At 57.8% G+C, this 25,683-nt stretch carries 17 protein-coding genes and 1 riboswitch; of the genes, 11 read left to right on the forward strand and 6 right to left on the reverse strand.

Annotated elements, in window-relative coordinates; genetic code table 11:
• Positions 1-140 precede the first annotated feature (140 nt).
• The 5 genes from K341_RS0107455 (at position 141) to aepY (ending at position 10,546) form a co-directional block, all read left to right on the forward strand.
• Positions 141-2,282 (forward strand): sulfatase-like hydrolase/transferase, encoded by a 2,142-nt coding sequence (locus K341_RS0107455; protein ID WP_037349512.1) that lies wholly within the window; start codon positions 141-143, stop codon positions 2,280-2,282.
• A 15-nt stretch (positions 2,283-2,297) separates the two neighbouring features.
• Complete coding sequence (locus tag K341_RS0107460) at positions 2,298-4,415, forward strand: sulfatase-like hydrolase/transferase (protein ID WP_026762363.1); 2,118 nt, start codon at positions 2,298-2,300, stop codon at positions 4,413-4,415.
• 55 nt (positions 4,416-4,470) lie between these two features.
• Positions 4,471-6,573, forward strand: coding sequence for a sulfatase-like hydrolase/transferase (locus K341_RS0107465; protein ID WP_026762364.1), 2,103 nt, complete (start codon positions 4,471-4,473; stop codon positions 6,571-6,573).
• 566 nt (positions 6,574-7,139) lie between these two features.
• Positions 7,140-9,266, forward strand: coding sequence for a sulfatase-like hydrolase/transferase (locus K341_RS0107470; RefSeq protein ID WP_026762365.1), 2,127 nt, complete (start codon positions 7,140-7,142; stop codon positions 9,264-9,266).
• Positions 9,267-9,433: 167 nt separating this feature from the next.
• Positions 9,434-10,546, forward strand: coding sequence for a phosphonopyruvate decarboxylase (aepY, locus tag K341_RS0107475; protein ID WP_026762366.1), 1,113 nt, complete (start codon positions 9,434-9,436; stop codon positions 10,544-10,546).
• A gap of 82 nt (positions 10,547-10,628) precedes the next feature.
• Here aepY and K341_RS0107480 read toward each other — a convergent pair whose 3' ends face one another.
• Both K341_RS0107480 and K341_RS0107485 read right to left on the reverse strand, forming a co-directional pair.
• Entirely contained in the window at positions 10,629-13,202 is a 2,574-nt protein-coding gene (locus tag K341_RS0107480) for an autotransporter outer membrane beta-barrel domain-containing protein (protein WP_026762367.1), read from the reverse strand.
• Positions 13,203-13,401: 199 nt separating this feature from the next.
• Positions 13,402-13,577, reverse strand: a riboswitch (cobalamin riboswitch).
• Between the two features lie 186 nt (positions 13,578-13,763).
• On the reverse strand, positions 13,764-15,053 hold the full coding sequence (locus K341_RS0107485; RefSeq protein ID WP_009350580.1) for an O-acetylhomoserine aminocarboxypropyltransferase/cysteine synthase family protein: 1,290 nt from the start codon (positions 15,051-15,053) through the stop codon (positions 13,764-13,766).
• A gap of 218 nt (positions 15,054-15,271) precedes the next feature.
• On the opposite strand from K341_RS0107485, the gene K341_RS13010 reads away from it, so the two are divergent.
• Positions 15,272-15,403, forward strand: coding sequence for a hypothetical protein (locus K341_RS13010; RefSeq protein WP_009657764.1), 132 nt, complete (start codon positions 15,272-15,274; stop codon positions 15,401-15,403).
• 143 nt (positions 15,404-15,546) lie between these two features.
• The gene (locus K341_RS0107490) at positions 15,547-15,987 is read left to right on the forward strand and encodes a Dps family protein (RefSeq protein WP_026762368.1); all 441 of its coding nucleotides are present in this window, start codon (positions 15,547-15,549) and stop codon (positions 15,985-15,987) included.
• Positions 15,988-16,114: 127 nt separating this feature from the next.
• Here K341_RS0107490 and K341_RS0107495 read toward each other — a convergent pair whose 3' ends face one another.
• Positions 16,115-16,786 carry a hypothetical protein gene (locus tag K341_RS0107495; RefSeq protein WP_009350577.1) on the reverse strand — a complete coding sequence of 224 codons (672 nt, stop codon included), beginning with the start codon at positions 16,784-16,786 and terminating at the stop codon, positions 16,115-16,117.
• Positions 16,787-17,135: 349 nt separating this feature from the next.
• The gene (locus tag K341_RS0107500) at positions 17,136-18,134 is read right to left on the reverse strand and encodes an IS5 family transposase (RefSeq protein WP_026762369.1); all 999 of its coding nucleotides are present in this window, start codon (positions 18,132-18,134) and stop codon (positions 17,136-17,138) included.
• Between the two features lie 208 nt (positions 18,135-18,342).
• Here K341_RS0107500 and K341_RS11680 point away from each other — a divergent pair, with 208 nt between their 5' ends.
• A complete protein-coding gene (locus tag K341_RS11680) occupies positions 18,343-18,690 on the forward strand; it encodes a hypothetical protein (RefSeq protein ID WP_081657287.1) in 348 nt (115 codons plus the stop codon).
• Positions 18,691-18,729: 39 nt separating this feature from the next.
• The gene (locus K341_RS0107510; RefSeq protein WP_026762370.1) at positions 18,730-19,239 is read left to right on the forward strand and encodes a cysteine hydrolase family protein; all 510 of its coding nucleotides are present in this window, start codon (positions 18,730-18,732) and stop codon (positions 19,237-19,239) included.
• Between the two features lie 436 nt (positions 19,240-19,675).
• On the opposite strand, the gene K341_RS0107515 is transcribed toward K341_RS0107510, so the two are convergent.
• Complete coding sequence (locus K341_RS0107515; protein ID WP_026762371.1) at positions 19,676-20,557, reverse strand: YitT family protein; 882 nt, start codon at positions 20,555-20,557, stop codon at positions 19,676-19,678.
• Between the two features lie 174 nt (positions 20,558-20,731).
• Here K341_RS0107515 and pfkB point away from each other — a divergent pair, with 174 nt between their 5' ends.
• Positions 20,732-21,643, forward strand: coding sequence for a 1-phosphofructokinase (gene pfkB, locus K341_RS0107520; RefSeq protein ID WP_009350664.1), 912 nt, complete (start codon positions 20,732-20,734; stop codon positions 21,641-21,643).
• Positions 21,644-22,214: 571 nt separating this feature from the next.
• On the forward strand, positions 22,215-24,119 hold the full coding sequence (locus K341_RS0107525; RefSeq protein ID WP_026762372.1) for a PTS fructose transporter subunit IIABC: 1,905 nt from the start codon (positions 22,215-22,217) through the stop codon (positions 24,117-24,119).
• Positions 24,120-24,195: 76 nt separating this feature from the next.
• Here K341_RS0107525 and K341_RS0107530 read toward each other — a convergent pair whose 3' ends face one another.
• Positions 24,196-25,632 (reverse strand): alanine/glycine:cation symporter family protein, encoded by a 1,437-nt coding sequence (locus K341_RS0107530; protein ID WP_026762373.1) that lies wholly within the window; start codon positions 25,630-25,632, stop codon positions 24,196-24,198.
• Between the last annotated feature and the right edge of the window lie 51 nt (positions 25,633-25,683).

Consider the following 25,683-nt stretch of genomic DNA (forward strand, 5'->3'; position numbering starts at 1 on the left):
ATTTTTCTTGTTCCTTGCTCTGCATCGAAACTTCCGCATCACTTACTGTACGGTTTTATACGCGGGATCTTCGCGCATAGCTGTTTCCCTTCATCGCGGGAAACAGATACGATTCACGCGCGCATATCGATAGAAGCCGTATGAGAGACGCCCGCATCACGCTAAGAAAGGACACGCCCATGCAGGACGACTTCACCACATTTTGGAACAACAACGCCCGTGCGCGTGCCCTCTTTGACGATCTTCTCGCACGCTGTGAACGCTCCGCCTACGACAACGATTATCTCGCCGTGCTCGATGATTACGAAAAGGAATCGCCGGATCACCCGCATCTCTACATCTTTGCCGCGCGCTACATGCTCGCACACGGCGACGCCGTGGCTGCCGCCGACTACAGTGAACGCGCTTTCCTCCTGCGCCCCTCGAATCACGCCGTGTGGGACGTACTCGCGCGCGCATATACCGCTCTTGGACGCTATGACGATGCCCTCGTTATGCAGGGCTACGCCGAAAATCTCTACCGCGTCCCCATCTCGCTGAACATTCCGCCCGCCGCACTGACGCCCGCCGCGCTCGATCGGCTCTCCGTCGCGCTCGGCGTCGCGAGCTACGCGCCCTTTGCCATCTGCCGTATGAGCTACAGTCCTGCGCGCGGTCTATCGGGGCAGGACGGGCTGTTCGCGCGGGAGTTTTTGCCCGTCTCGCCGCACATCTCTCCCTCGTACTATGTCGGCGTCTATGCCGAGCAGGAACCGCGCATGAGCAAATCATGGCTGATCGATACCGTGCGGCGCACGCCCGGCGCGGCGGCACATGCGGGCGGCGACTTCACGTTCGACATCATGCGCGGCACGCCCGCGCGCGGCAAAACGGAGATCGACCCGCAGGGCGCGGAAATCGTTCTGCCCGTCATCGGCACGGCGGACGATCAAAAGATCCGCTTCGAGACGCGCACGCTCGACAATACGACATGGCTGAACCCGGGCGCGCCGAATTTCTTCCGTCTCTCCGCGCGCACCGCGATTTCCTCCGACCGCGACTACATCGTCGGGACGCCCGTCCGGATCGGTCACGATCCGTCGCGCCGGCGGCTCGTGCTGAACATCCTCGTAGACGCGCTCGCGTGGTCGATCGTGCGTGAGCGGTTCAGAGAGGAAATGCCGAACGCGCATGATTTTTTCGGCAAAGGGCTGATCTTTGACAATCATTTTTCGGTGGCAGAGTACACCTATCCGTCGCTCGCGACCATCGAGACGGGCATGTATCCGCATCACAGCGGTCTCGTCAGCGGCAGTGTCGCGATCGAGCTGCGCCCCGACTGCATCACGCTCTCGGAGCGGATGAAGGAACGCGGTTATGCGACGTCGAATCTCTTGGGAGAAGGCGTCGGCATCTACAACGGCGTGACGCGCGGCTATGACCGCCTGATCGTGACGCCCTACCGTCTACATGCCCATGACGGTGTGGAGCGCGCGATCCGCCTGCTTGAGGGGATGGGCGATGCGGATCACTTCATTTTCCTGCATACGACGAATATACATGCGGAGGCGTCCGAGTTTTTTCAGTTCTCCTCATCGGTGCAGCAGCGTCTCTCCCTCGTGGATCGGCTCTCTGCGCCCGACGAGCGCGTGCCGAGTCCCTACCTCGTGCCGAATGCGCTCAGTAAGGCGGCATTTTGGCAGGGCGTGCGCGATATGGATCGCGCGCTCGGCACGCTGTTTTCCTACCTCGAACGGCACTATGCTCCCGACGACTACATCGTAAATCTCTACTCCGACCACGGCGTCTCGATCTTCAACGAATGCGAGGACATTGCAAATCCCGCGATGACGCACGCGGCGTGGATGATGCGCGGTGCCGGCGTGCCGGAGGGCGTGCGCGCGGATGAGCTGACGAGCGCGGTTGACATCTACCGGGCGCTCGGCGCGCTCTGCGATTTCCCCGTCGACGCGTATGTGGACGGGGTTTTGCCAAAAATATTTGGCGGCACGGGGCGCGAGATTGCGTTCAGCAATTCGCTCTTCCCGACGAAAGCGTATTATCTCGCGGCGCGCAGTGAGACGCATACCTTGCGGCTCATGGTTGCAGATGCGGTCGAGCAGGACGGCACGGTCGACCTCTCGCGCGCAGAGGTAAAAATCTATCCGCGCGATCACGAGGGCGAAGCGGCATATGCCGTTGACAGCGCGGAGCTGCGGGCATTCTTTTACCCGCGCGTGAGAGAATTTTTGCGCGGAATAGATAATAATGGTGAGATTTTCCCCTCCCCACAGTCTACATAAAAAGGGAGCATTGCTATGCAGGACGGATTCACCATATTTTGGCAAAACAACAACCGCGCGCGGGCCCTCTTCGACGATCTCGTCGCGCGCATACATCGGAATGCCTACGACGACGACTACCTCGCCGTGCTGGACGCGTACCAAGCGGAATCACCGGACAGTGCGCATTTCTACATCCTCGCGGCGCACTACCTGACGGCACACGGCGCATATGAGTCGGCGCTCCCGCTCGCCGAGCGCGCCTATCGCCTGCGCCCGGTCGGCTATGCGGTGTGGAATCTCCTTACCGAGATCTACGAGCATCTAGGCCGTCCGCTTGACGCGCTCACGATGCGCGGCTATAGTTACGGTATTTACAAGACGCCCGAACCGCGCATCGATGATCTGCCGCCGGAGCTCCTCCATGAGGGACTGAATCGGCTCTCCGTCGCGATGAGCGAGGGCAAGGTCGCCCCCGTCCTCACCTGCCGCGCCGTCATAGAGGACGGGCAGCTCTCCTTCCGAGACGATCTCTTCGTCGGCGAGGAACTACCGCTCACGATGCCCGAAGGCAGCGCGCGGTTTTGGGTCGGCTGCTATGGCGAGAACCGCTTTCTCTCGGAAAAGGGCTTCATGCTCGAAGAACTCCGCCGGAGCGCGCGGTTCAAAAACTGCGGACATCACGATTTTGTCCTCGATCTGCAAAAGGCGCGCGAGGTGCGCGGCACGACAGAGATCGATGTGCCGGAGGGACGCGAAGCGCTCATTGCGATCGCCGGCACGGAGCTGTCACAGGAATTATCGTTTCAAACGGAAACCGTCGACGATCATACCTATCTCGGCAAGTGGGCGTTCAGCTATTTCCGGCTCAGCGAAAAGACGACGCTGCATGTGGACGAATCCGCCCCCTATGTCCTCGGCACGCCCATCCTTCTCGGACACAGCCCGCGCCGCAAAAAACTCGTGCTGAACATTCTCGTGGACGGTCTCTCGTGGCCGGTCATGCGCACGCGGTTCACGGAATATATGCCGCGCATCGCGGAGTTTTTCTCGCGCGGCGTCATCTTTGACGATCATTTTTCCACCTCGGAGTTCACCTACCCCGCGCTCGCCGCCATCGAGACGGGGCGTTATCCGACGCATACGCAGGTGTTCAGCGAAGAGGACAGTCACGAGCTGCCGCTCGATATGACGACGCTCTCGGAGTGCATGAAGGATCTCGGCTATTACTGCGCCGCCCCGATGGCGAGCGGCTACTCCATGTACTGCGGGGCGATGCGCGGCTACGACCGCATCGTCGCGACCTCGTGGGATCTGCCTGCCTTTGACGGCGCGGAGCGCACGATCCGCCATCTCGAAGCCTTTGGCGAGACAGATCAATTCCTCTTCCTGCATGTGATGGATGTGCACCCTTACGCTGCAAAAGGGTTCAAATTCGCCACATCGGTGGAGACGCGCCTGCCTCTGGCGCGGCGTCTCCTCGGCGCACAGGGTACGGAGGCGAGCGTGCGCCTGCCGAATTTTGAAATCTACCGCGCGCAGTTCCTGGAGGGAGCGCGATATGTCGACCGCAGTGTCGGCGTCCTGCTCGACTACATCCGGACGCACTACGACGAGGACGAATACATCGTGAATCTCTACTCGGATCACGGCGTCTCGATCTTTAGTCCAAACGCGGACGGCGCCGTTGACATCATGGGGCCCTACTCCACGGGCGCGTCATGGATGATGCGCGGTGCGGGCGTCCCTGCGGCGGGCGTCGCCCATGAGCTGACGAGCAGTGTGGACATATACGCTGCCCTCGGGCATCTGTGCGGCTTTCCCGTCGCCCCCGATGTCGACAGCAATCTCCCCGCGGTGTTCGGCGGACGGGAACGGGAGGCGGTCTACAGCATCTCCCGCTATCCCGGGCAGACGCTCAAGGTCGCCGTGCGGTCAAAGACGCATACGCTGCGTCTTGAGACAGACGAAGTCGTAGCAAAAGACGGGACGGTCGATCTCGGCGGGGCATATCCCGACATCTTCCCGCGCGCCCATGAGGCGGAGCCGGGGTACGCCGTTGACAGCGCGGAGCTGAGGGCGTTCTTTTATCCGCGGGCAAGAACCTTCTTACGAGAGGTTGCAAACAACGGCGAGTATTTCCCACATCCGTAACCATGGTGTAAAGACAAGACCTGCACCCTGCAACCGATAGAAAGGCAGTCTTCCTATGCAGAACGATCTCGCAACATTTTGGCGGCGCAGCGAGCGCGCGCACGATCTGTTTTACGATCTGCGCGACCGATCGGAGCGCGGCGCCTACGATGAGGAATATCTCGCGCAGCTCGCCGCGTACCGTGCGGCGGGTGGAAACGAGGTGCACGCGGATATCTTTGCCGCGCTCTATCTGCTCGCCGCGGGAGATGCCGAAAATGCCGCCGTCTGCGGGGATCGCGCGTTTCGCCGTCGGTCGGTGAGCCATGTCGTTTGGGGTATCCTCGCGTGTGCCTATGAGGGGCTGGGACGGTATACGGACGCGCTCGTGATGCAGGCGTACGCGGAGAATCTGTTCGGCACGCCGATGCGCCTGACGCTCCCGCCCGCCGCCCTGACGGACGCCCTGCTCGATCGCCTCACTGTCGCGATGGGCAAGGCGAACTATGCGCCGTTCACGCTCCGGCGCATGTCTTACGACGCAGAAAAGGGGCTGACGGATCGCGCCTCCTGCTTTGCGGGCGAATTTCTGCCGATCGCGCCGCACATCACGCCGCCCTACTACGTCGGAGTCTACACGGAGCAGGAGCTGCGCGGGAATAAGGCGTGGCTGCTCAGTCTCATCCGTGATGATGAAAATATCAGCGTCTTTGGCGCAGGCGATTTTAACTTCGACATCATGCGCGCCGAGCGCGCCCCCGGCAGGGCGGTCATTTCCCCTGCGGAAGGGGAGCAGACAGTTGTCCCGATCCTCGGGATGCATCCGGCGCAGCCTGTGCATGTCAAGGCGGCAGATGTAGATGCAGAGACGTACCTCTCGCCTGCGACGCCGAGCTTTTTCCGGCTCGACAAGGAGACGACGTTCTCCTCCGAACACGCCTTCGTCGTCGGCACGCCGATCCGCATCGGCCACGCGCCGCACCGCCGCCGTCTCGTGCTGAATATCTTCGTCGATGCGCTCCCATGGGCGGTACTGCGCGACCGATTTGAAGAACTCATGCCAAATACCTCCCGTTTTTTCAGCGAGGGGGTGATTTTCGACCGGCATTATTCGACGGCGGAGTATACATACCCGTCCTTTGCTTCCATCGAGACAGGCATGTATGCGCACCACAGTCAGATTTTCAATGAAAAGATCGCCGTGGAGCTCCCGCCCGACTACATCACGCTCTCGGAGCGTATGAAGTCGCTCGGCTACGCTACGGCGTCGCTCATGACCGACGGCAACGGCATCTATAACGGGACGATGCGCGGCTACGACCGGCTCATCATGACGCCTTACCGCATGTTTGCCTACGAGGCGGCAGAGCGCACTGTCCGTCATCTGGACGGTCTGCGTGACGCCGATCACTTCATCCTGCTCCACCTCATGGATGCGCACCCATGGTCGGAAGCAAGCATGCAACCGTCGACACCGACGCAGACGGGACTTTCGCTCAGGGAACGTCTCTCCGGGACAAAAAGCAATACGCCGAGCCCCTATCTCGGCGCGACGCCGCTGAACAAGGAGGCGTGCCTCCAAGGAATCCGCAGTACGGATCGCGCGCTCGGGATGCTCTTTTCCTACCTAGCGGAGCATTACACGCCCGACGAGTACCTCGTAACGCTCTACTCCGATCACGGTGCATCGGTATTCCGTGACAATGAGACGGTGGTCGAGCCGCATATGACGCATGCGGCATGGATGATGCGCGGCGTAGGGGTTCCGTGCAGCGTTCATACGGACGAGGTAGTGAGCGGGGTGGACATTTACCCGACGCTCGGCGCGCTCTGCGGCTTCCCCGTGGATGAATATGTGGACGGGGTACTTCCGAAAATATTCGGCGGCACGGGTCGCGAGATCGCATTCAGCAATTCGCTCTTCCCGACGAAGGCATATTATCTCGCGGCGCGTGCGCCGGAGTATTCGATGCGCGTGACGGTAAACAGCGCGGTGGAGGTCGACGGCACGGCGGATATTGCAGAGGCGCAGGTGCAGTTCTACCCGAGCGCACACGAGGGCGATGAGGCATATGCTATTGACAGCGAAGAACTGCGCGCATTCTTTTATCCGCGGGTGCGGGAGTTTATGAGGGGGATAGATAATAATGGCGAAATCTTCCCCTTCCCGAGGGCGTGACACGGGATTTGGGCGCATAGCTGTGTCATATCGAAAAACACTGCGCTTGACGTAGCTCTTAACTATGCCGGCGCTTGTGTTTTTCTCATTCCTTGCTCTGCATCCAAACTTCCGTGTCACTCAGGTTACGGGCTAAGACGGGATTTTCGCGCATCGCCGGGTCATTTTCATGCGGCGGTGCGCTACGCCGTCGGAACGTCTCGCATCAGGTGTATCGCCGTGTAGTGAGCTGCGGCGAACGGGTATCTTATCGAAGCTGCGGAGCATTTACCCGTAGGGCGGCGCGGCTCGTTGCCCGTTGATGAGGGGATGTGTTAGAGCGCCGCTTTGCAGTCCGAAGGACTGTGCGGCGGAACGAACGAGATAATGATACATACCTGCCGCGTCGTTTGCTAAGCAGCGAGAAAGATACCCTGAGACGCACACAAATCCTACGTTTCCCCAAACACTTTCATATCGCGCGGCGTTTGCCGCAGCGATTTTTAAGCCCCGCTTTTTCGAGAGGGTAAATGCCAAGCGGCTCCGATAACTTTTCCCTCCGCGTCACGCCTAGAAAGGACACGCCCATGCAAGACGATTTCAATATTTTTTGGCAGAACAACGACTGCGCGCTTGCGCTGTTCGACGATCTTGTCGCACGCATGGAGCGCGGCGCCTATGACGACGATTACCTCGCGCTCCTGGGCGCCTATCAGGAGGAACGCCCGGACACGGCGCATTTTTACATCTTTGCGGCGCGGTACCTCGCGGGACACGGCAGATACGACGCCACGCTCCCGCTCGCCGAGCGCGCCTATCGCCTGCGCCCGGTGAACTACGAGGTGTGGAAGCTCCTCGCGGAAATTTACAGGCACGTCGGCAGATACCTCGACGCCATGACCATGCAGGGCTACGGATATAGCATATACGAGGAGATCAAGCCGCAGATCGAACTCCCGTCGCCGGAACTGCTCCCCGAGGCGCTCGATCGGCTCGCCGTCGCGCTCGGTCCCGGCAACTATGCTCCGCTCGCGCCGCACCGCCCGTTCTATCATGACGGCGCATTGACGTTCCGCCGCGATGTGTTCGTCGGCGAGATGCTCCCGCTCACGATGCCCGAGGGGAGCGACCGGTTCTATGTCGGATGCTACACGGAAAATTGTTTTCTCTCGGAAAAGGGCGAGATACTCGCGCAGTATCGTCACGACAATCTCTTCGCTCAATGTTGGCATCATGACTTCGTATTCGATTTCCAAAAAGCCCGCATGGCACAGGGCAGCGTTCATATCGAGGTGCCGGAGGGGCGCGAAATCATTCTGCCCGTCGCCGGCGCGCACACATGGCACGAATGCCGCATCGAGACCGCCGCGGATGCGGAGGACGTTCTCCTCGGCAAATGGGCGTTCAGCAATTACCGCCTCAGCGAGAGCGCGACGCTCACCGCAAGCGAGCCCTTTGCCGTCGGGACGCCCATCCTCCTCGGGCACGATCCGCGCCGCAAAAAACTCGTGTTGAACATCCTCGTCGACGGGCTGTCATGGGCGGCGGCACGGATGCGCTTCCCTCACTGTATGCCGCGCATCGCGGAGTTCTTCTCACGCGGCGTCATCTTTGATCAAAATTTCTCCACGTCCGAGCACACGCACCCCGCGCTCCCCGCGATCGAGACGGGGCGCTATCCGCAGCGCATCCATATCTTCAACGAAAAGGACAGTCACGAACTGCCGCTCGATATACCGACGCTCTCGGAGCAGATGAAGGAGCTCGGCTACTACTGCGCAGCCCCGATGGCGAGCGGATTCGGCGTCTACAACGGCGTGATGCGCGGCTACGACCGCATCGTCTCGACCTCGTGGCGTCTGCCCTCCTACGAGGGCGTCGACCGCACGATCCGGCAGATCGAGGCGTTCGACGAGACGGATCAATTTCTCCTGCTGCATGTGATGGACGTCCACCCGTGGGACGGTAAGGATTTTAAGTTCGATCCCACGGTCGAGGCGCATCTGCCGCTCAAAGACCGCAGTGTCGCGCCGGGCAAGGAGCGCACCGCGAGCGTCCGCCTGCCGCCGACGAAGGTCTACCAAGAGGATTTTTGGGCGAATCTGAGGAATGCGGATCGCTCGATCGGCGCGCTGCTCGCGTACATCGCCGACCGCTACGACGAGGACGAATATATCGTAAATCTCTACAGCGACCACGGGCTTCCCTGTTTTAGCGCGGAAGATCTCAGTACCTGTCTTGATCTCGCGCGCGAGATGCAGACGAGCGCGACGTGGATGATGCGCGGGGCGGGCGTGCCGCAGGGCATTGTCGCGGATGAAATGACGAGCATCGTCGATATTTACCCCACCCTCGGACATCTCTGCGGATTCCCCATGCCGGCGGACATCAACGGGAACCTGCCCGCGGTCTTCGGCGGAAAGGAGCGCGACGTCGTTTACAGTGCGCTGACATTCCCCGGGCAGACGTTCAAGCTCGCCGTGCGGTCAAAGACGCACGCGTTTCGTCTCGAGACGCAGGACACGGCGGACGAGGACGGCACGGTGGATTTTCGCATCGCGCGTACGGGCATCTACCCGCGCGGGCATGAATGGGAGGACGGGTACGAGGCGGACAGCGCGGAGCTGCGCGCGTTCTTCTACCCGCGTGCGCGGGCGTTTGTGGAGGGATTTGCGAGTAATGGAGAGCTTTTTCCCTCAATGAAGAAGACGTGACGCGGGATTTTCGCGCATAGCGGTGTCACCGTCGTTGCGCCGTTATCCTTCGTACCGCGCGTCTTTTTCCGCAGCAATTAAGCCCCTCTGTTTTCGCATGGCAAATGCCAAGCGGCTCCGGCAACTTCCCCCCCTGCATCACTCTTCAAGAGAAAGGGACATCAACCATGGACGTCAAAGATTTTGTCAACATCCTCGGGGCAGATTTCTTCGCCGGCGTGCCGGACTCAAAGCTCCGGCCGCTTGTCGATTACCTCGTAGAGAGCTACGGCAGCAATAATGCATCCCACGTGATCGCTGCGAACGAGGGAAACGCTGCGGCGCTCGCGGCGGGCTATCATCTCGCAACGGGAAAAACGCCTGTCGTTTATCTCCAGAACAGCGGGCTGGGGAACATCGTCAATCCCCTGCTCTCGCTCCTCGACCGCGCGGTCTACGGCATCCCGTGCATCTTCGTCATCGGCTGGCGCGGTGAGCCTGGACTGCACGACGAGCCGCAGCATCTCCTGCAGGGGCGGCTCACCGAGCCGCTCCTCGATACGATGGGTGTAACGACACGCATCCTCACGCGGGAGACGACGCCCGCAGAGCTCGCGCGCATGATGGAGGAGGTACGCCCTCATCTCGCGGCGGGCGGACAGGCAGCATTCCTTGTCCGCGAAGGCGCGCTCACGTATCCAAAGCAGAAATATGAAAACCTCTTTCCCATGCGCCGTGAAGATGCCGTCGCCGAAATCCTCAATGCTGCAGAAGACGCCGTTATCGTCGCGACAACGGGCAAGACGGGACGCGAGCTCTTCGAGCTGCGTGAGGCGCGCGGCGAGGGTCATGCCCGTGACTTCCTCACCGTCGGCTCGATGGGACATGCAAGCGCCATTGCCCTCGGCCTCGCCCTTCACCGCCCGCAGCGGCGCGTCATCTGTATCGACGGCGACGGCGCGGCGCTGATGCATATGGGGGCAATGGCGACCATTGGCGCCATCGCGCCTGAGAATCTTGTCCACATCCTCCTCAACAATGAGGCACACGAATCCGTCGGCGGCGCGCCGACAGTCGCAGACTCAATGAACTTCCTCCACATCGCCGAAGCCGTCGGCTACCGGCGCGTCCGCAGTGCCGATGATCCCGGCTCGCTCCGCCGTGCGCTGCAGGATATTCAGGAACACAGGAAACTCACCTTCCTTGAGGTGCGCATCGCCATCGGATCACGCAGCGATCTCGGACGCCCTACAACGACGCCCGCAGAAAATAAAGCGGCACTAATGCAGACACTGCACTGATACCGTATATACAATAACAGGGCGACAGCACTTTATTCGTGCTGTCGCCCTGTTATTTTTATTGAAGATAGCTAATCCGCGGTTAGAATCCCCAGCGGATGCCGGCATCCACGCGCCAGTCGGTCTTGATATCGCCGCCGAAGGTTTTTTCAAAATCACCGTAGACACTGCACTTATCACTGAGCTTCAGCGTCCCGCCGATCTGTGCGCCGACCCAGGTATCCTTGAACTCCTGCGATGCACGGTTGGTATTGACGCTGTCCGAGAACGTTGTCTTCATGTCCCCGGAGAACTCATGATAGAGCGAGAGCTTTGCGAACACCGTACTGCGTGCCGTCTCCTGCCCGACGCCGATGCCGATGCGGCCGATGAGACTGTTCATCGCGCCCTGCCGGATACTGAGGGCGTTCGCCGCGCCGTTGAGGCTTGCCTTATAGTCGACACCGTTCAGATGTGTGTAGATCAGCTCGGCCTGCGGCTCGATAAAGCTGCCGCCCTTGTACTTGATACGTTTTCCATACTCCGCAGAGAGCGTTTCCGCCCATGTATGGCAGTCGCCGCGCACGATGTCTCCGCTCGTATTATAAACACTGTATTCCGTGCCGAGTCTGCCGACCTTTGCGATGAGATCAACATAGTCGCCGCTTTTTCCCGTCCACGTGCCGTAGATGCCGAGGTTTCCCTCTTTGCTCTTTCCGCTGCCGTTTGCAAATCCGGCGCTGCCCTTCATATAGCTTGCCGCAAGGCCGACGCGCCACTGCGGAGATACCTGCCGGTCATGACCGACCTGCACCGTATGATAGTTCATATGGAAGTTCGTATTGTCCTTATCGCTGCTAGTCTTTCCGCGGTAAAAACGCACCCACGTCCCCGTCTGCTCCGGCGATAGGCGCAAATCGCCCATGCGCTTCATGAGGTCGTTGGCTTCCGCACGAAATGCCATTGCAGAGGCTGCCATCGCAGATTTTGCGCTGCTCATGATGAGTGTTTCTTTTGGCCCGTAAGTGATGCGGTTTTCATCCGGAACCGCTGCACCGAGCATCGCCTGTCCCGTTGCGTCGTCATAGGACAACATGCGCCGCGCCCATGGCGTAATCGCGCCTTCGGCGATCTCCGCCTTGCCCGTGATGTTCTTCTCGCCGCTCTTATACCCTTCGTAGTAGAATTTATGTGCGAGCGATTCGAGCGCTTCTTTATATTTCGATGTATCGAGCCCGTTGCCGGAGGTGCGCAGGGTGACACCGCTGCCTGCGGCGGCATTTTTAACGACAAAATCTCCGCCGACAAGCGTCGTGGCATCCGGCGCCGTGCGGTCATAGCAGACATTGGTAAATCCATCATAGTGGTTGATCGTGATGGAGCGCGCATCCTTTTGGAAGATCCTGCCCGCATGGTCGGCATCCACACCGCCATGGAGCGAGCGCAGCTTACTGCCGGTAAATGTCGTTCCCATCATCGCGCCCCATGAAGCATTGTGCCATGCTGCACCGTTCTGCAGATAAAGATTGAATCCGGAAGCTTCTCGAATCGCCTTCTTATCCGGTTCGGTTGCGCCCGTTTTCCCTTTCTCTTTATAGTGATCCAGCACGATGCCCTTCATGACAGAATCCGCTGTCGTCAGTCCCAGATTGATCCGTGTCGGCGTGTTGCCAAATGTGGTAGCCGTTCCCTCTCTGTCAATAAGCCCGACATTGCCGTAAATCTCCGTTTTTCGGCTGCCCACACCGATGACATTGCCGTCCTTGTCGAGCTTTACATTCATATTGACGGTCGCTTCTTCGGCATTGAGTGCAAAATGCGGGATATTATGATCTCTGTTGATATTAATCTTCCCGCCGCCGCCAATCGTCACCGTAGAGCGCGTTCCGGCACGAACACCTGTCCCATCCGATTCGATATCCACATCTCCCGTGACGAGAACATTGCCGCCCGGCGTATCGCCGTCATAGTTGAGCATCGCAGAGATGCCGCTGACATAGTAGTGAGACAGAAAACTGGCTCCCGACTGCTCCGGCACCCGCACACGAATCGTTGCGTTGCCGTTGATGACTACATGACCATGGTTCAGCGTTCCGATGCCGCAGGTCACAGCAGGATCTATATCCCCATCTCCTGTGGGGGCCTTCCAATACTTGCTGGCAATATTGACTTCTACATCGCCGTTCACACGCACGGTCTTATGATTAGAAGAACCGGAAATGATGCCGTAGGAGTCTTCTGCATGCGGACGAGAGGTACGGTCAACGTTGACAATCACCTTTTTTGCTGTGATATTTACATTATGGAGATTTGCGTAGTAGTTCGGGTCAGCTTTATAACCGCGTCCTCGGTAACTCTGAATGCCAAGGTTCTCCTTTGAATTGAGCGTAAGCGTCACGCCGGGTGCATTGACATTGACATCTGCGCCATTTCCCGTAATAGATTTTGTATTCAGCGCGCTGTCTTTTGTAAATGTGTAGGTCTTTGTGGCTGAGTCCCAGACATGATGTCTGGCAAAGTCACTCTGTAATGTCGTCGTTGGCTTTCCATCAATTTGTCCTTTATTGAATACCGTTGTTGTCTGCTCTTCCGCCGATGCCGTTCCGCACGCACTAACCCCCATCAGCGCCATAAGTACCAGTGCCGTAAGTCTCCGCTCTCTTTTTTCGAATTTCACGTTTTTTCTTCCTCCCGAACAATCAATACTCTGTGAAAAAATGCACATGCGTTCTTGTTAATATTTCGTCTTTTCCTCCTCTCCGAACGTATCCCCGGCGAGCGATATAAAAAAACCTCTGCCCAAAGAGGCAGAAGCATATGAATGGCACGACAATACAGCCGTATATGAATCTCCTCCCTGTCGCTCGCAGGTGGTAACGGTGACCTCTGAACAGGCAGGTCTTCTGACTCCAAATCATCGTGCGTCTGCGTCTTCCCGGGGGATGCCCAGTGACTATATGCAGCTGCACTCCTTGATACAGCGGCGGGACCGTGTCGGATTTGCACTGACTTCCCTATGAATCCTTACGGAACCTGTTCGTTTATGTGCTTTTGTGAATTTCAGGCGACATTATATCATTGTTTTACGATAGAATCAATATATGGGACAATATTTTATTGAAAAAATCATGAATACTATTCATAACCTCAATTTGTCATAAGTATAAAAAATTCCCCTACATTAAATGCAGGGGAATCAAATATTTACTTCACATAGTTCAGTGACGAATCGAATGCCTCACACAGCATCGAGCGCCGCGCTGACATCCGCGAGGAGGTCGTCGATGTGCTCAATGCCGACGGAGAGCCGCACGGTGCCGGCGTTGATGCCGGATGCCGCGAGCTCCTCCGCGCTCATCTGCGAGTGCGTCGTGGTCGCGGGGTGGATGACGAGCGACTTCACATCCGCGACGTTCGCGAGGATGGAGAACAGCTCGAGTTTATCGATGAAGCGGTACGCCTCTTCTTGTCCCCCCTTGATGTCAAAGGTAAAGATGGAGATGCCGCCGTGCGGGAAGTACCGCTCGTAGAGGGCATGATCCGGATGCGAGGGCAGCGCGGGGTGGTTGACCTTCGTGACCTTCGGGTGTTTGCTGAGGAAGTCGACGAGCTTCAACGCGTTCTCCGTGTGACGCTCCACGCGCAGGGAGAGCGTCTCGAGGCCGTGGATGAAGTGGAATGCGTGCGTCGGCGAGATGGTCGCGCCCGTGTCGCGCAGAATGAGCGCGCGGAGGTAGACGATGAAGGCGATCGCGCCGAGCGCATCGGCAAAGCTCAGCCCGTGGTAGCTCGCGTTCGGCTCGGTGATGTGCGGGAACCGTCCCGACGCCTTCCAGTCGAACCTGCCGCTGTCGACGATGACGCCGCCGAGCGCCGCGCCGTGTCCGCCGATGAACTTTGTCGCCGAATGCACAACGATATCCGCGCCGTGCTCGATGGGGCGCAGGAGGTACGGCGTCGCGAACGTGTTGTCGATGACGACGGGGATGCCATTCTTATGCGCGATCTCGGCGATCGCCTCGATGTCGACGAGATCGGCGTTCGGATTGCCGACGGTCTCGATGTAGACGCATTTCGTATTCGGACGGATCGCCGCCTCATACGCCGCCGCGCCGCCTTTCGGATCGACAAAGGTGACGTCGATGCCCCACTCCTTGACCGTGTGCTTCAGGAGGTTGAACGAGCCGCCGTAGATGGTCTGCTGGGAGACGATATGGTCTCCCGCGTGAGCGAGCCCCTGGATCGTCGCCGTGACCGCCGCCGCCCCCGAGGCAAAGGCGAGCGCCGCCGCACCGCCCTCGAGCGCCGCGATGCGTTTTTCGAAGACATCCTGCGTGGGGTTCATGAGCCGCCCGTAGATGTTGCCGGGATCGCGCAGGGCGAACCGATCCGCCGCATGCTGCGCATCGCGGAACACATAGGAGGTCGTCTGATAGATCGGAACAGCGCGCGCGTCCGTGACGGGATCCGGCTGCTCCTGCCCGACACGAACCTGGAGGGTTTCGAAACGGTACTTCTTGTCACTCATGAGGGGGTTCCCCTTTCCTTTGTAGAGACCCTATTTCATACTTAATAGATATGTTATATTATACTCCTGTGATATTACGTTGTCAACATGAAAAACAGTGTATTGCGCGGGGCTTATATCGCCGCTCGACATCCGCCTTGCGAAAAAGTGGGGCTTAAAAATCGCTGCGGCGGACGCCCGGGCGGCACGCAAGGCGCATGGGAAGCAAACCGTAAATTATGGCAAAAGGAATCTTTGCAGTGCGGATTTCGAGCAAGATACAGCACAGTAAACCGACGATTTACCCCATCCGGCAGTGTTCCCCCGCCGCAGCATCCATTCATCAGAGACTTGGGGCGTACCTCGCATAGCGGCGAAGTAAAAATCATTCTCTATTTAATAATTACTATTGACAAATAGTAGATAGACGGGTATAATGACACATGTAACGAGATAGAAAACAGATATGAATGTATCTGCATATATTCTATTATTGGGAAAAGGAGATTTTATTATGAACAAGGAACTTACGAAATCCGTCAATGCTTATATCGCCAACATCGGCGTCGGCTACATCAAGCTGCACAACCTCCACTGGAACGTGGTCGGCTCGCAGTTCAAAGCAGTACACGAATACCTCGAGTCGCTCTACGATTCATTCGCAGACGTCCTCGACGAGGCTGCCGAGATCCTCAAGATGTGCGGTGAGCAGCCGGTCGCGAGCCTGAAGGGCTACCTCGAGCTGGCAACCATCAGCGAGCTGCCGGATGGCTCCGTGGAGCAGAAGAAGGCACTCCAGATTACGCTCGCTGACCTCGAGCTCCTGCGCGACCAGGCGGCTGCGGTGCGCGCCCTTGCGGACAAGGACGATGTGTTCGGCGTCGCGAACCTCATGGAGGATCACATCGCGAACTACGCAAAGCAGATCTGGTTCCTCCGCTCGATGCTTGCGTAAATCAATATAGTTCATGGGTAAAATTGCATAGAAAAGAGACCTGCTGCACGTATGTGCTGCAGGTCTCTTTTTGTATGCAAGGGACTTCCGGTTACGCTGATATAAATACCTTATCCGTCCGATATTATTACTTCCCGGGCTCCCCGGTTGTCCAGGCCTGGACGTCTTCCAATGCTTCCCGCACACGCGCTCCGAGTCCCGGCACATCCTCCGGATAGTCAAATTCCACCGCCCATATCACGGGAGCCTTGACGATATAGAGAATATCCGTATGCATCTTTATCCCATTCATCATATCCGTGACCGTGTAAAGCCGGCTCCCGTCGCCGACTGTGGGAAAATCGACACGCCGGGGCATCGTTTTGCCGGCATCCCGCGAAGCCTTCTCCAGCCGCGTGTCAATGTACTCCGTTTCCGCACCGCGCATAACACGATTGTAGAACTCTTCCTTCATCTCTGTGCAGGAAATAAAGAGACGCAAGGGATCTTTACGCCCCGTGGTGAGGAAGGTCGTCACGCGTTCCATTGCGTCACGGTTGTATGCGGGGACGGGGATATCTTTCTTTTCTACAGGCTCAAAGAGGAGCGTTGAGACAAAACCGACCGCATAGTTCCCCGCATCGACGCGTATAATCTGTCCTGTAGGATTGCCCGGGTTGATTTTTCCAATGATTTTTCCGCTTTCTTTTTCGACAAGCACCCCATCCCCGCGATCGACTGCGATCAGCGGTGCGGCAAACGCAGCGGATGTGCTCATAAGAACTGCAAAGAAGATCGTGAGGAAATGAATGTGCCGCATAACAGCCCCTCCTAAACGTCCATCATATATTTATTGATTTATTTATTATATTTTATTCCTTTTTATATTTATTTATTCGAATTTATTTTTATCGACTTAATCCCGGACATTACAGCCCTCAAAATCCCCAAATATAGGATATGGAAAATGGATTCCCGCCCACTGTTTTATAAGGAATCGCCGATTGATTTAAGGAAACGCTGATAAAACACGGATAACAAGGCTTGCGTTATCCACAGGCATCAGTTCTACAGTTTCCCATGCAAAAAGTGGAAAAGCATGCCCATATCTCTTTCTTTCCTTCCCCGAACCTCCCGTTTGAACGGGATTTTCGAGAAAAAGGGCACACTTATCCCGTTGTCATGCAAAACTCTCTCTGCCTTCCCGCCCGCAGACACATAACGAAATTCGCCGACGCAAAGAGCAGATAGTATTGCAGAAGGTTCTTCCTGAGTCCGCGATACCTTGTCTTACCCGCATGAAACAGACGCTTCACAATGAGAAAAGGATGCTCCACCTTGCTGCGAACCGAGGCTTTCGCATGCTCGATCTGCCTGTCCCAATTCGTCCCTTTGTATTCTTTCGTCATGCGGTTCTGCGAGGGTCTTTGGGCAATGCGGCAGTCCACGTCTGAAAGCTCGGACCTCTCTCGGATTTCCGTGCGTTTTTCCACACCGAGATACCCCGAATCCCCATAGACCGTATGATCATCTTCGCGGATCAGCGCATGGGTTTGGGTAATGTCGTGCACGTTGGCGGCGGTCGCTGTGATCGTATGGACGTATCCTGTTCCGGCATCCGCACCGGAATGGATCTTCATGCCGAAGTACCACTGATTCCCCTTCTTCGTGGAGTGCATCTCAGGGTCACGGGACTTTGTCGCGTTCTTGGTCGAACTCGGTGCATGAATGATGGTTGCATCAACAATCGTGCCGCCGTGCATGATGAGTCCAGACGCGTCTAGGCGTTGTTTCACATCATCGAAAATCTTGCGGGCGATGTCGTGCTTTTCCAGCAGATGCCGAAAATGCAGAAGTGTCGTGGCATCGGGTGTCTGTTCTGTGGAAAAGTCAATCCGCAGAAAGTGTTTCATGGCATAGCTGTCGTAAATTGCATCTTCGATTCCCTCATCGGAAAGACCGAACCAGTTCTGCATAAGGTACATACGCAGCATGGTTTCTAGGGGGATCAGTTTTCTGCCGCGCTCTTTCTGGACATAGTACGGCGCGATGAGTGCCATCCATTCGTTCCAAGGAATGATGGATTCCATGGCTTGCAGAAAGGCTTCACGCCGTGTTGTTCTCTTGCGGTTTGCGTACTCCATGTCGGTAAAGGTTTGCTGCACCATGATGTTGCCTCTCTCGTCGTGTTGCTGTTTTCCTCTATTGTAATATTTCGGAGCTCAATCGTGCAACAAAAGAATTTTTCAGTGTTTCCTTAGAAGTAAGTCTTAAAAAACTCGAACGCCCATCGAATCCGTTTCCCATCCATGTGCGGTATGATCTCACTGTAACGGGAAGAGATCATGGTCTGCCGACAAAAAGGATGTGATTCATATGATGACAACGAACATGATGAAGAGAACCGCGATTGCCGCCCTAATCGGTGCCATGGGCTATGGCGTGGCGGGCGTTGCCGAGGTCTCCGCAAGTGCGCCCCGCGCAGATCAGCGCGTGACACCCGCGGCATTCGAGCGTCTTGACGGGCGTACGGATGTGCAGCAGCTCGCATGGGGGGAAAACGCAAGTCCCGCAAAGGCGGCAAGAAGTATTCACAGGGCAGCGTCAATACAGCGATTATTGCCGGTGCCGTCATTGGCGCGATCATCGCAAAGAATACGTGAGAATCTCCTGCCGCGCAGCGTCCTTTCCGATGGAGAGGACGCTTTTCTTGTGCATATATGATATAATGATCGTGATTACATGGATATGGAGGAACCGATCATGCACAAGGCAATCGTTGTCGTGGATATGCAGAATGACTTTATTGACGGGGCGCTCGGAACACCCGAGGCACAGGAGATGCTGCCGCGCCTCGTGGCGAAGCTCACAGGAGAGCAGGGGACAGCATTCATTTTCACCATGGACACGCACGGCGCAGACTACCTCGCGACCCAGGAGGGGCAGAAGCTACCTGTCGAACACTGCATCCGTGGCACGGTGGGCTGGCAGATCGCGGAGCCATTGCAGCCGTTTGTCCGAGAGGCGGCAGCCGTCGTCGAAAAACCCACCTTCGGTGCAACGAACCTCCCTGCCATCCTCGCGGACTACGACGAAATCGAGTTCGTTGGCCTGTGCACCGACATCTGCGTCATCTCCAACGCCCTCATCGCGAAGGCGTTTCATCCCGAGAAACGCATCAGCGTCGATGCCTCCTGCTGTGCGGGCGTCACCCCCGAGAGCCACAGGAACGCTCTCGCCGCGATGCGGATGTGTCAGGTGGAGGTGCACTGAGTGAGATTTTTGAAGGGACTTTTGCACGAAGTTTTTATCTGTGTGCAATAGTCCCTTCTGTTTTATTTCAGAATTTATGTTATAATAGGTTGAAAATTTTGATATAGGGATCACTGATAAAATGAAGTCCGTCAAGATGGCGCGGCTGAATTTATCAGTGCTTCCCTAAGTGACGCGGAAGTTTCGATGCATAGCGAGGCATGAGGAAAAACCAAGCGAAGGCGTAGTGTGAAACCTACGTCGACGAAGCATTCGACGAAAATGACGACGCTAGGCGCGAAAATCCCGCCTTATTTATCGTAAAGTAAGTGACGTGCAAGCTTGGATGCAGAACAAGGAACGAGAAAAATACAAGGGAAGGCGTAGACAAAGCCTACGTCGACCGCCGTATTTTTCGCAGTGACACAGTTATGCGCCAAGATCGCACGTCACGCCTCTAGTGGATGGCTTTCTTCTTGAACCGCCCCCCTACGATGTCGTGAACCGCATTAATCGTGACAAATGCCTTCTCATCCTTATCCAGCACGATTTCCTTGAGTTTATCGAGCTCCAGACGCGTGACGACGCAGTAGAGGACTTCCTTCGCCTCGCCCGTGTAACCGCCCGCGCCGTGCAGGAGGGTGACGCCGCGCCCGAGGCGTTCGTTGAGGGCGGCGGTCATCTCCTCGTGCTCGTTCGTGACGATCATGACGGCGTAGGACTCGTCGAGCCCCTTGAGCACGACGTCAATCATCTTTGCAATGACGAAGTATGCAAAGAGCGAGTACATAGCTTTATCCCAACCATACAACAGCCCTGCAGAACTCAGGATAAAGAGGTTGATGAACATGACGACCTCGCCGACGGAGAACTGCGTCCGCGCATCGAGGATGATGGCGACGATCTCCGTGCCGTCGAACGAGCCGCCCGTACGCATGACGATGCCGACCCCGAGCCCCGTCACGACGCCCCCGAAGATCGCGGCGAGGAACGGATCGCTCGTCACCGGCGGGACGGAATGCAGAACGCCCGTCCACACGGAGAGCATGACGATGGCAAAGATCGTCGAGAGCGCAAAACTCTTGCCGATTTGCTTGTACCCCATGTAGATGAACGGGATATTGTAGATGACGAGGAACGTGCCGAGCGTCATGCCCGTGATGGTGTGCGACATGATCGAAAGTCCCACGACGCCGCCGTCGATGACGTTGTTCGGAATGAGGAACAGCTCGAGCCCCGCCGCGGTGATGAGCGCGCCGATGATGAGCATCAGCATTTTTTTCACATAAAAGAGCGTACCGTGCTTCGGCTTGCCGGCGTGCGTATTTTGTGCAGTCATAAATCCTCCCGGATAATTTATTTTCTCATATATTATAGAGGAAAGAAAAACTTCAGGCAAGAGCGCGAAGATGAAAATGGTTTTCTTGACTTTGCCCCTGCCCCGATATATCATAGCTGTATAAGGGGAATGTTAATTTTATCACGAAACCATCGTATGGGAGGGGGATAATATATGATCTACACCGTCACGTTCAACCCGTCGATCGACTACATCGTACGGCTGGAACGATTCGCGCCGGGGGAAATCAACCGCGTGAACTACGAGCAGATCCTGCCGGGAGGCAAGGGGATCAATGTCTCCATCGTGCTGAAAAATCTCGGGCACGAGAGTACGGCGCTCGGCTTTACCGCAGGATTCACCGGGACGGCGATGCGGGAGATGCTCGCGTCGTTCGGGGTTGCGGAGGACTTCGTTCCGCTGGACGAGGGCTTTTCCCGCATCAATGTGAAGATCAAGGCGGAGGAGGAAAGTGAAATCAATGGGCAGGGTCCTGTCATTACAGAAGATGCACAGCGTGCATTATTTGACAGGCTTGATCGCCTCAAAAGCGGCGATACGCTCGTCCTCGCCGGCTCGATCCCGAACACACTGCCGGACGATATGTACGAGCGCATCATGGAGCATCTATCGGGGCGCGGCATCCGCATCGTCGTGGACGCGACGAAGAACCTCCTGCGCCGCGTGCTGAAGTACCGTCCCTTCCTCATCAAGCCGAACAATCACGAACTCGGTGAGATGTTCGGCGTCGTTCTCAAAACGGACGACGAGATCGTCGCGCACGCAAAAAAGCTCCAAGAAGAGGGCGCGGAGAACGTGCTCATCTCGATGGCGGGCGACGGCGCAATCCTCCTCACGCGCGAGGGCGTGTTCTACCGCTCCGCCGCGCCGAAAGGGACGCTCGTCAACTCCGTCGGCGCGGGCGACTCGATGGTCGCGGGCTTCCTCGCGGGCTTGATGGAGTCGGACGGCGACTATGCGCGTGCGTTCTACATGGGCGTTGCGACAGGCTCCGCGTCGGCGTTCTCGGAAAACCTCGCGACGCGGGATGAGGCGTTGGAGCTGCTGAAAACGATCACCGTGTGATAAAAAGTTCTGTTCCGTCGCCGCTTGGCATTTGCCTTGCGAAAAAAGCAGGGCTTAAAAATCGCTGCGGCAAACGCCGCGCGGCACGCATTAGGCGGTACGTTTTTTGCGCCCACGATGATGGGGGCGCATAGCTTCACGGCAGTTTGTATCATGCGGCGAAGGGCGTCCGGTCGCCGCCGCGGAGCATTTACCCCGCAAGGGGCGGCGCGGCATGTATTCCCACCGGGTTTTGACATGTGAGACCGACGCTTTGCAGCCTCGCCGCGCAGCGGCGTAAGGGCTGTGCGTCGGAATCGGCTTTATGACGCACGCGGTCTGCCGCGTCGTTTGCGCAGCGGCAAGACGGATGCCCTAAGCCGCCATAAAAATATTGAAATACAGACCGATGAGAAAATCTCGTGATTCTTAAACGACTAACCCGGTGTGAGGCAGAAGTTTGGATGCATAGCTAGGAACAAGGAGGGCGCAAGGGCAGGCGTAGATGAAACCTACGTCAACCGCTGCGCCCGACAAAGTGACACCGCTAGGCGCCAAAATCCTGCCTCACAGTCTCAAAGGAGGTTTCATTTTGACTATTAACGATCTGCTCAAACCCGAGAGCATCGCCCTCGGCATCACCCCGCCCGCCTCAAAGGAGGCAGCCATCCGCCTGCTCGCGGACTACATGGAAAAGGGCGGCAATCTCAGCAATAAAAACCAGTACGTCAAAGACGTGCTCATACGCGAAGAGAGCGGCACAACGGGGCTCGGCGACGGCATCGCGACACCCCACGCCAAGAGCGCGGGCGTGCGTACGGCGGGGCTCGCCGCGATGACCGTTCCGGACGGCATGGACTTTGCCGCGATGGACGGCAACCCGAGCCGCCTTTTCTTCATGATCGCAGCGCCCGATGCGGCGAACGACGAACATCTCGCGATCCTCTCGAAGCTCGCGACGATGATCATGGATCCCGACTTCAAGGAAGCGCTCATCGCCGCAAAGACGGTCGAAGAGTTCCGCAAACTCGTCGACGATAAGGAAAACGACCGCTTCGTCGCGCCCTCCGCCGCAGAGGAGCCCGCAGCCGCCGCCCCCAAAGCCGACCACATCCAGATCCTCGCCGTCACTGCCTGCCCGACGGGGATCGCACATACCTTCATGGCGGCGGAGAGCATCGAACAGCACGCGAAAAAGCGCGGTCTCACCGTCAAGGTTGAGACGAACGGCTCGGCAGGCGTGAAGAACGTCCTCACGGACGCGGAGATTGCCGCCGCCGACGGCATCATCGTCGCGGCGGACAAGCAGGTCGCCATGTCCCGTTTCAACGGGCGGCGCGTCGTCATCACGAAGGTCGCGGACGGCATCAACAAGGCGGACGAGCTCATCGACCGCGCGCTCTCCGGGAACGCGCCCGTCTATCACGCCTCCGGCGCAGACGAGACCGAGGGCGCGGACAATGTCGAGGATGAGAGCCTCGCGCGCCAGATCTACAAGCACCTCATGAATGGCGTCTCGCATATGCTCCCGTTTGTTATCGGCGGCGGCATTCTCATCGCGCTCGCCTTCCTCTTTGACGATTACAACAGCATCGACCCCGCCAATTTTGGATCGAACACGCCGCTCGCGAAGTTCTTTAAGGACGTCGGCGGCGCGTCGTTCGGGTTTATGCTCCCCGTCCTTGCGGGATTCATCGGCATGTCGATCGCCGACCGCCCGGGACTTGCCGTCGGATTCGTCGGCGGCGCGCTCGCAGGATCGACGGGCACCGGTTTCCTCGGCGCCCTGCTCGCGGGCTTTGTCAGCGGCTACACGGTCAACTTCCTCAAGAAAGTCTTTGCATCGCTACCCGCCTCGCTCGACGGCATCAAGCCCATCCTGCTCTATCCGTTCTTCGGCATCCTCATCATGGGGTTCATCTCGCTCTTCATCATCGCCCCGCCGGTCTCCGCGATCAATCAGTGGCTGATTGCGACCCTCGGCGGCATGGATCCCTCGGCGCGCGTCTTGATGGGCGCTGTGGTCGGCGGCATGATGGCGATCGATATGGGCGGTCCCATCAACAAGGCGGCATACGTCACGGGCACGGGGCTCCTCGCCTCGGGCGAATTCCACGTCATGGCGGCGGTCATGGCGGGCGGCATGGTGCCCCCGCTTGCGATCGCACTCTGCACGACGTTCTTCAAAAACCGCTTTACCGAAAGCCAACGAAAGGCGGGTCTCACGAACTATGTCATGGGACTCTCGTTCATCACGGAGGGCGCGATCCCGTTTGCCGCCGCCGATCCCGTGCGCGTCATTCCCTCCATGGTCGTCGGTTCGGCACTGGCGGGTGCGCTCACCATGGTCTTTGACTGCACACTGCGCGCCCCGCACGGCGGCATCTTCGTCGTGCCGACCATCGGCAACCCGCTGATGTACCTCCTCAGCATCGCCGTCGGCTCCGTTGGGGGCGCACTTCTCCTCGCCCTGCTCAAAAAGAAAATTGATGCGTAAAAATCGTTTCGAAAGATAATACAAAAACGACCATGACACAGCATGTGTGTCATGGTCGTTTTGTATTGAAAGTTTTTCAGTGTTTCTCCGCGTGGAACTCTTCGCCGCTCCACGCCTCGATGCCGCGGCGATCGGGGAGGACGGCGGGGTCGAATATCGGATTTTTCCCGGCGGCTTTTTGCGCGAGATAGTCGCGAAGCGCGATGCGCGCATACGGGGCGAGCCGCAGGATGGCGTAGAGGTTCGTCAGGCAGATCATCGCCATGAAGAGATCGGCGAGGTTCCACACGAGCCCGAGCGCCGCGATGCAGCCGAAGAACACCATCGCGACGACGGCGAGCCGATAGAAGAAGAGCGTCGTTTTCGTATTTTTTCCAAAGAAATGGATGTTGATTTCGCCGTAGTAATAATTGCCCACGACGGAACTAAAGGCAAAGAGGAAGATGAGCACGGCGAGCAACGCCGACGCGCCAACGCCAAAGACGCTCGCGAGCGAGTCCTGCGCGAGCGCGATGCCCGTCACGCTGTCGTCGCCGATGCGGTACTGCCCTGTGAGCAGCACGATGAACGCGGTCGCAGAGCAGACGACCCATGTGTCTACATAGACGCCGAACGCCTGCACGAGTCCCTGCTTTGCAGGATGCGTGACATTCGCCGTCGCCGCTGCGTTCGGGATCGAGCCTTCACCCGCCTCGTTGGAGAAGAGCCCGCGGCGGATGCCCGTCAGGATGACCGTGCCGATGCCGCCGCCGACCGCCGCCTGCGGACTGAACGCGTCGTGCAGGATGAGCGCGAACATGCTCGGCACGGCGTCAATATGCATGACGACGATCACGAGTGCGATGAGGAGGTAAAGCCCCGCCATAAAGGGAACAAGCAGCGTCGTAAAGCTCGCGATGCGGTGAATCCCGCCGAAGATGAACGCTGCTGAGAGTGCCGCAAGAATGCCGCCCATGACCCATGTGTCGATGCCGAATGCCTTATCCATCGAGAGCGCGATCGTATTCGCCTGCACGGAGACATAGATGAGACCGAACGTCACGGAGATGAGTACGGCAAACAGCTTTGCAACAGCCGGCTGTCCGAGAGCATTTTGAATGTAATATGCCGGCCCCCCGTGAAAGAGTCCATGCCCGCGCGGGATTTTATAAATCTGCGCGAGTGTGCTCTCGACGAATCCCGTCGCCGTCCCAATGAAGGCGATGACCCACATCCAAAAGACAGCGCCGGGTCCGCCCGTCACGATCGCGATCGCTACGCCCGCGATGTTGCCGACGCCGACGCGCGAGGCGGTGCTGACGCAAAACGCCTGAAACGACGAGATCGCCTTGCGTCCGCTCGGTCGGCGCCCCAGATCGCCCGCGAGCAGGCGCACCATCTCCGGCAGCGCGCGCAGCTGCACCACGCCCGTCGAGAGTGTGAACCACAGCCCCGATCCTACGAGCACAACGATGATGATATACGTCCATAGAAAGTTGTTGACCGCATCCACGGCGGCATTCAGCATGTCCATCGAGTCACCCTTTCTCATACAATAGCATTCATCTTAATAGAAAGGGGCGTA

It is taken from the genome of Centipeda artemidis DSM 19719 (assembly GCF_000426665.1).
GTDB lineage: Bacteria > Bacillota > Negativicutes > Selenomonadales > Selenomonadaceae > Centipeda > Centipeda artemidis.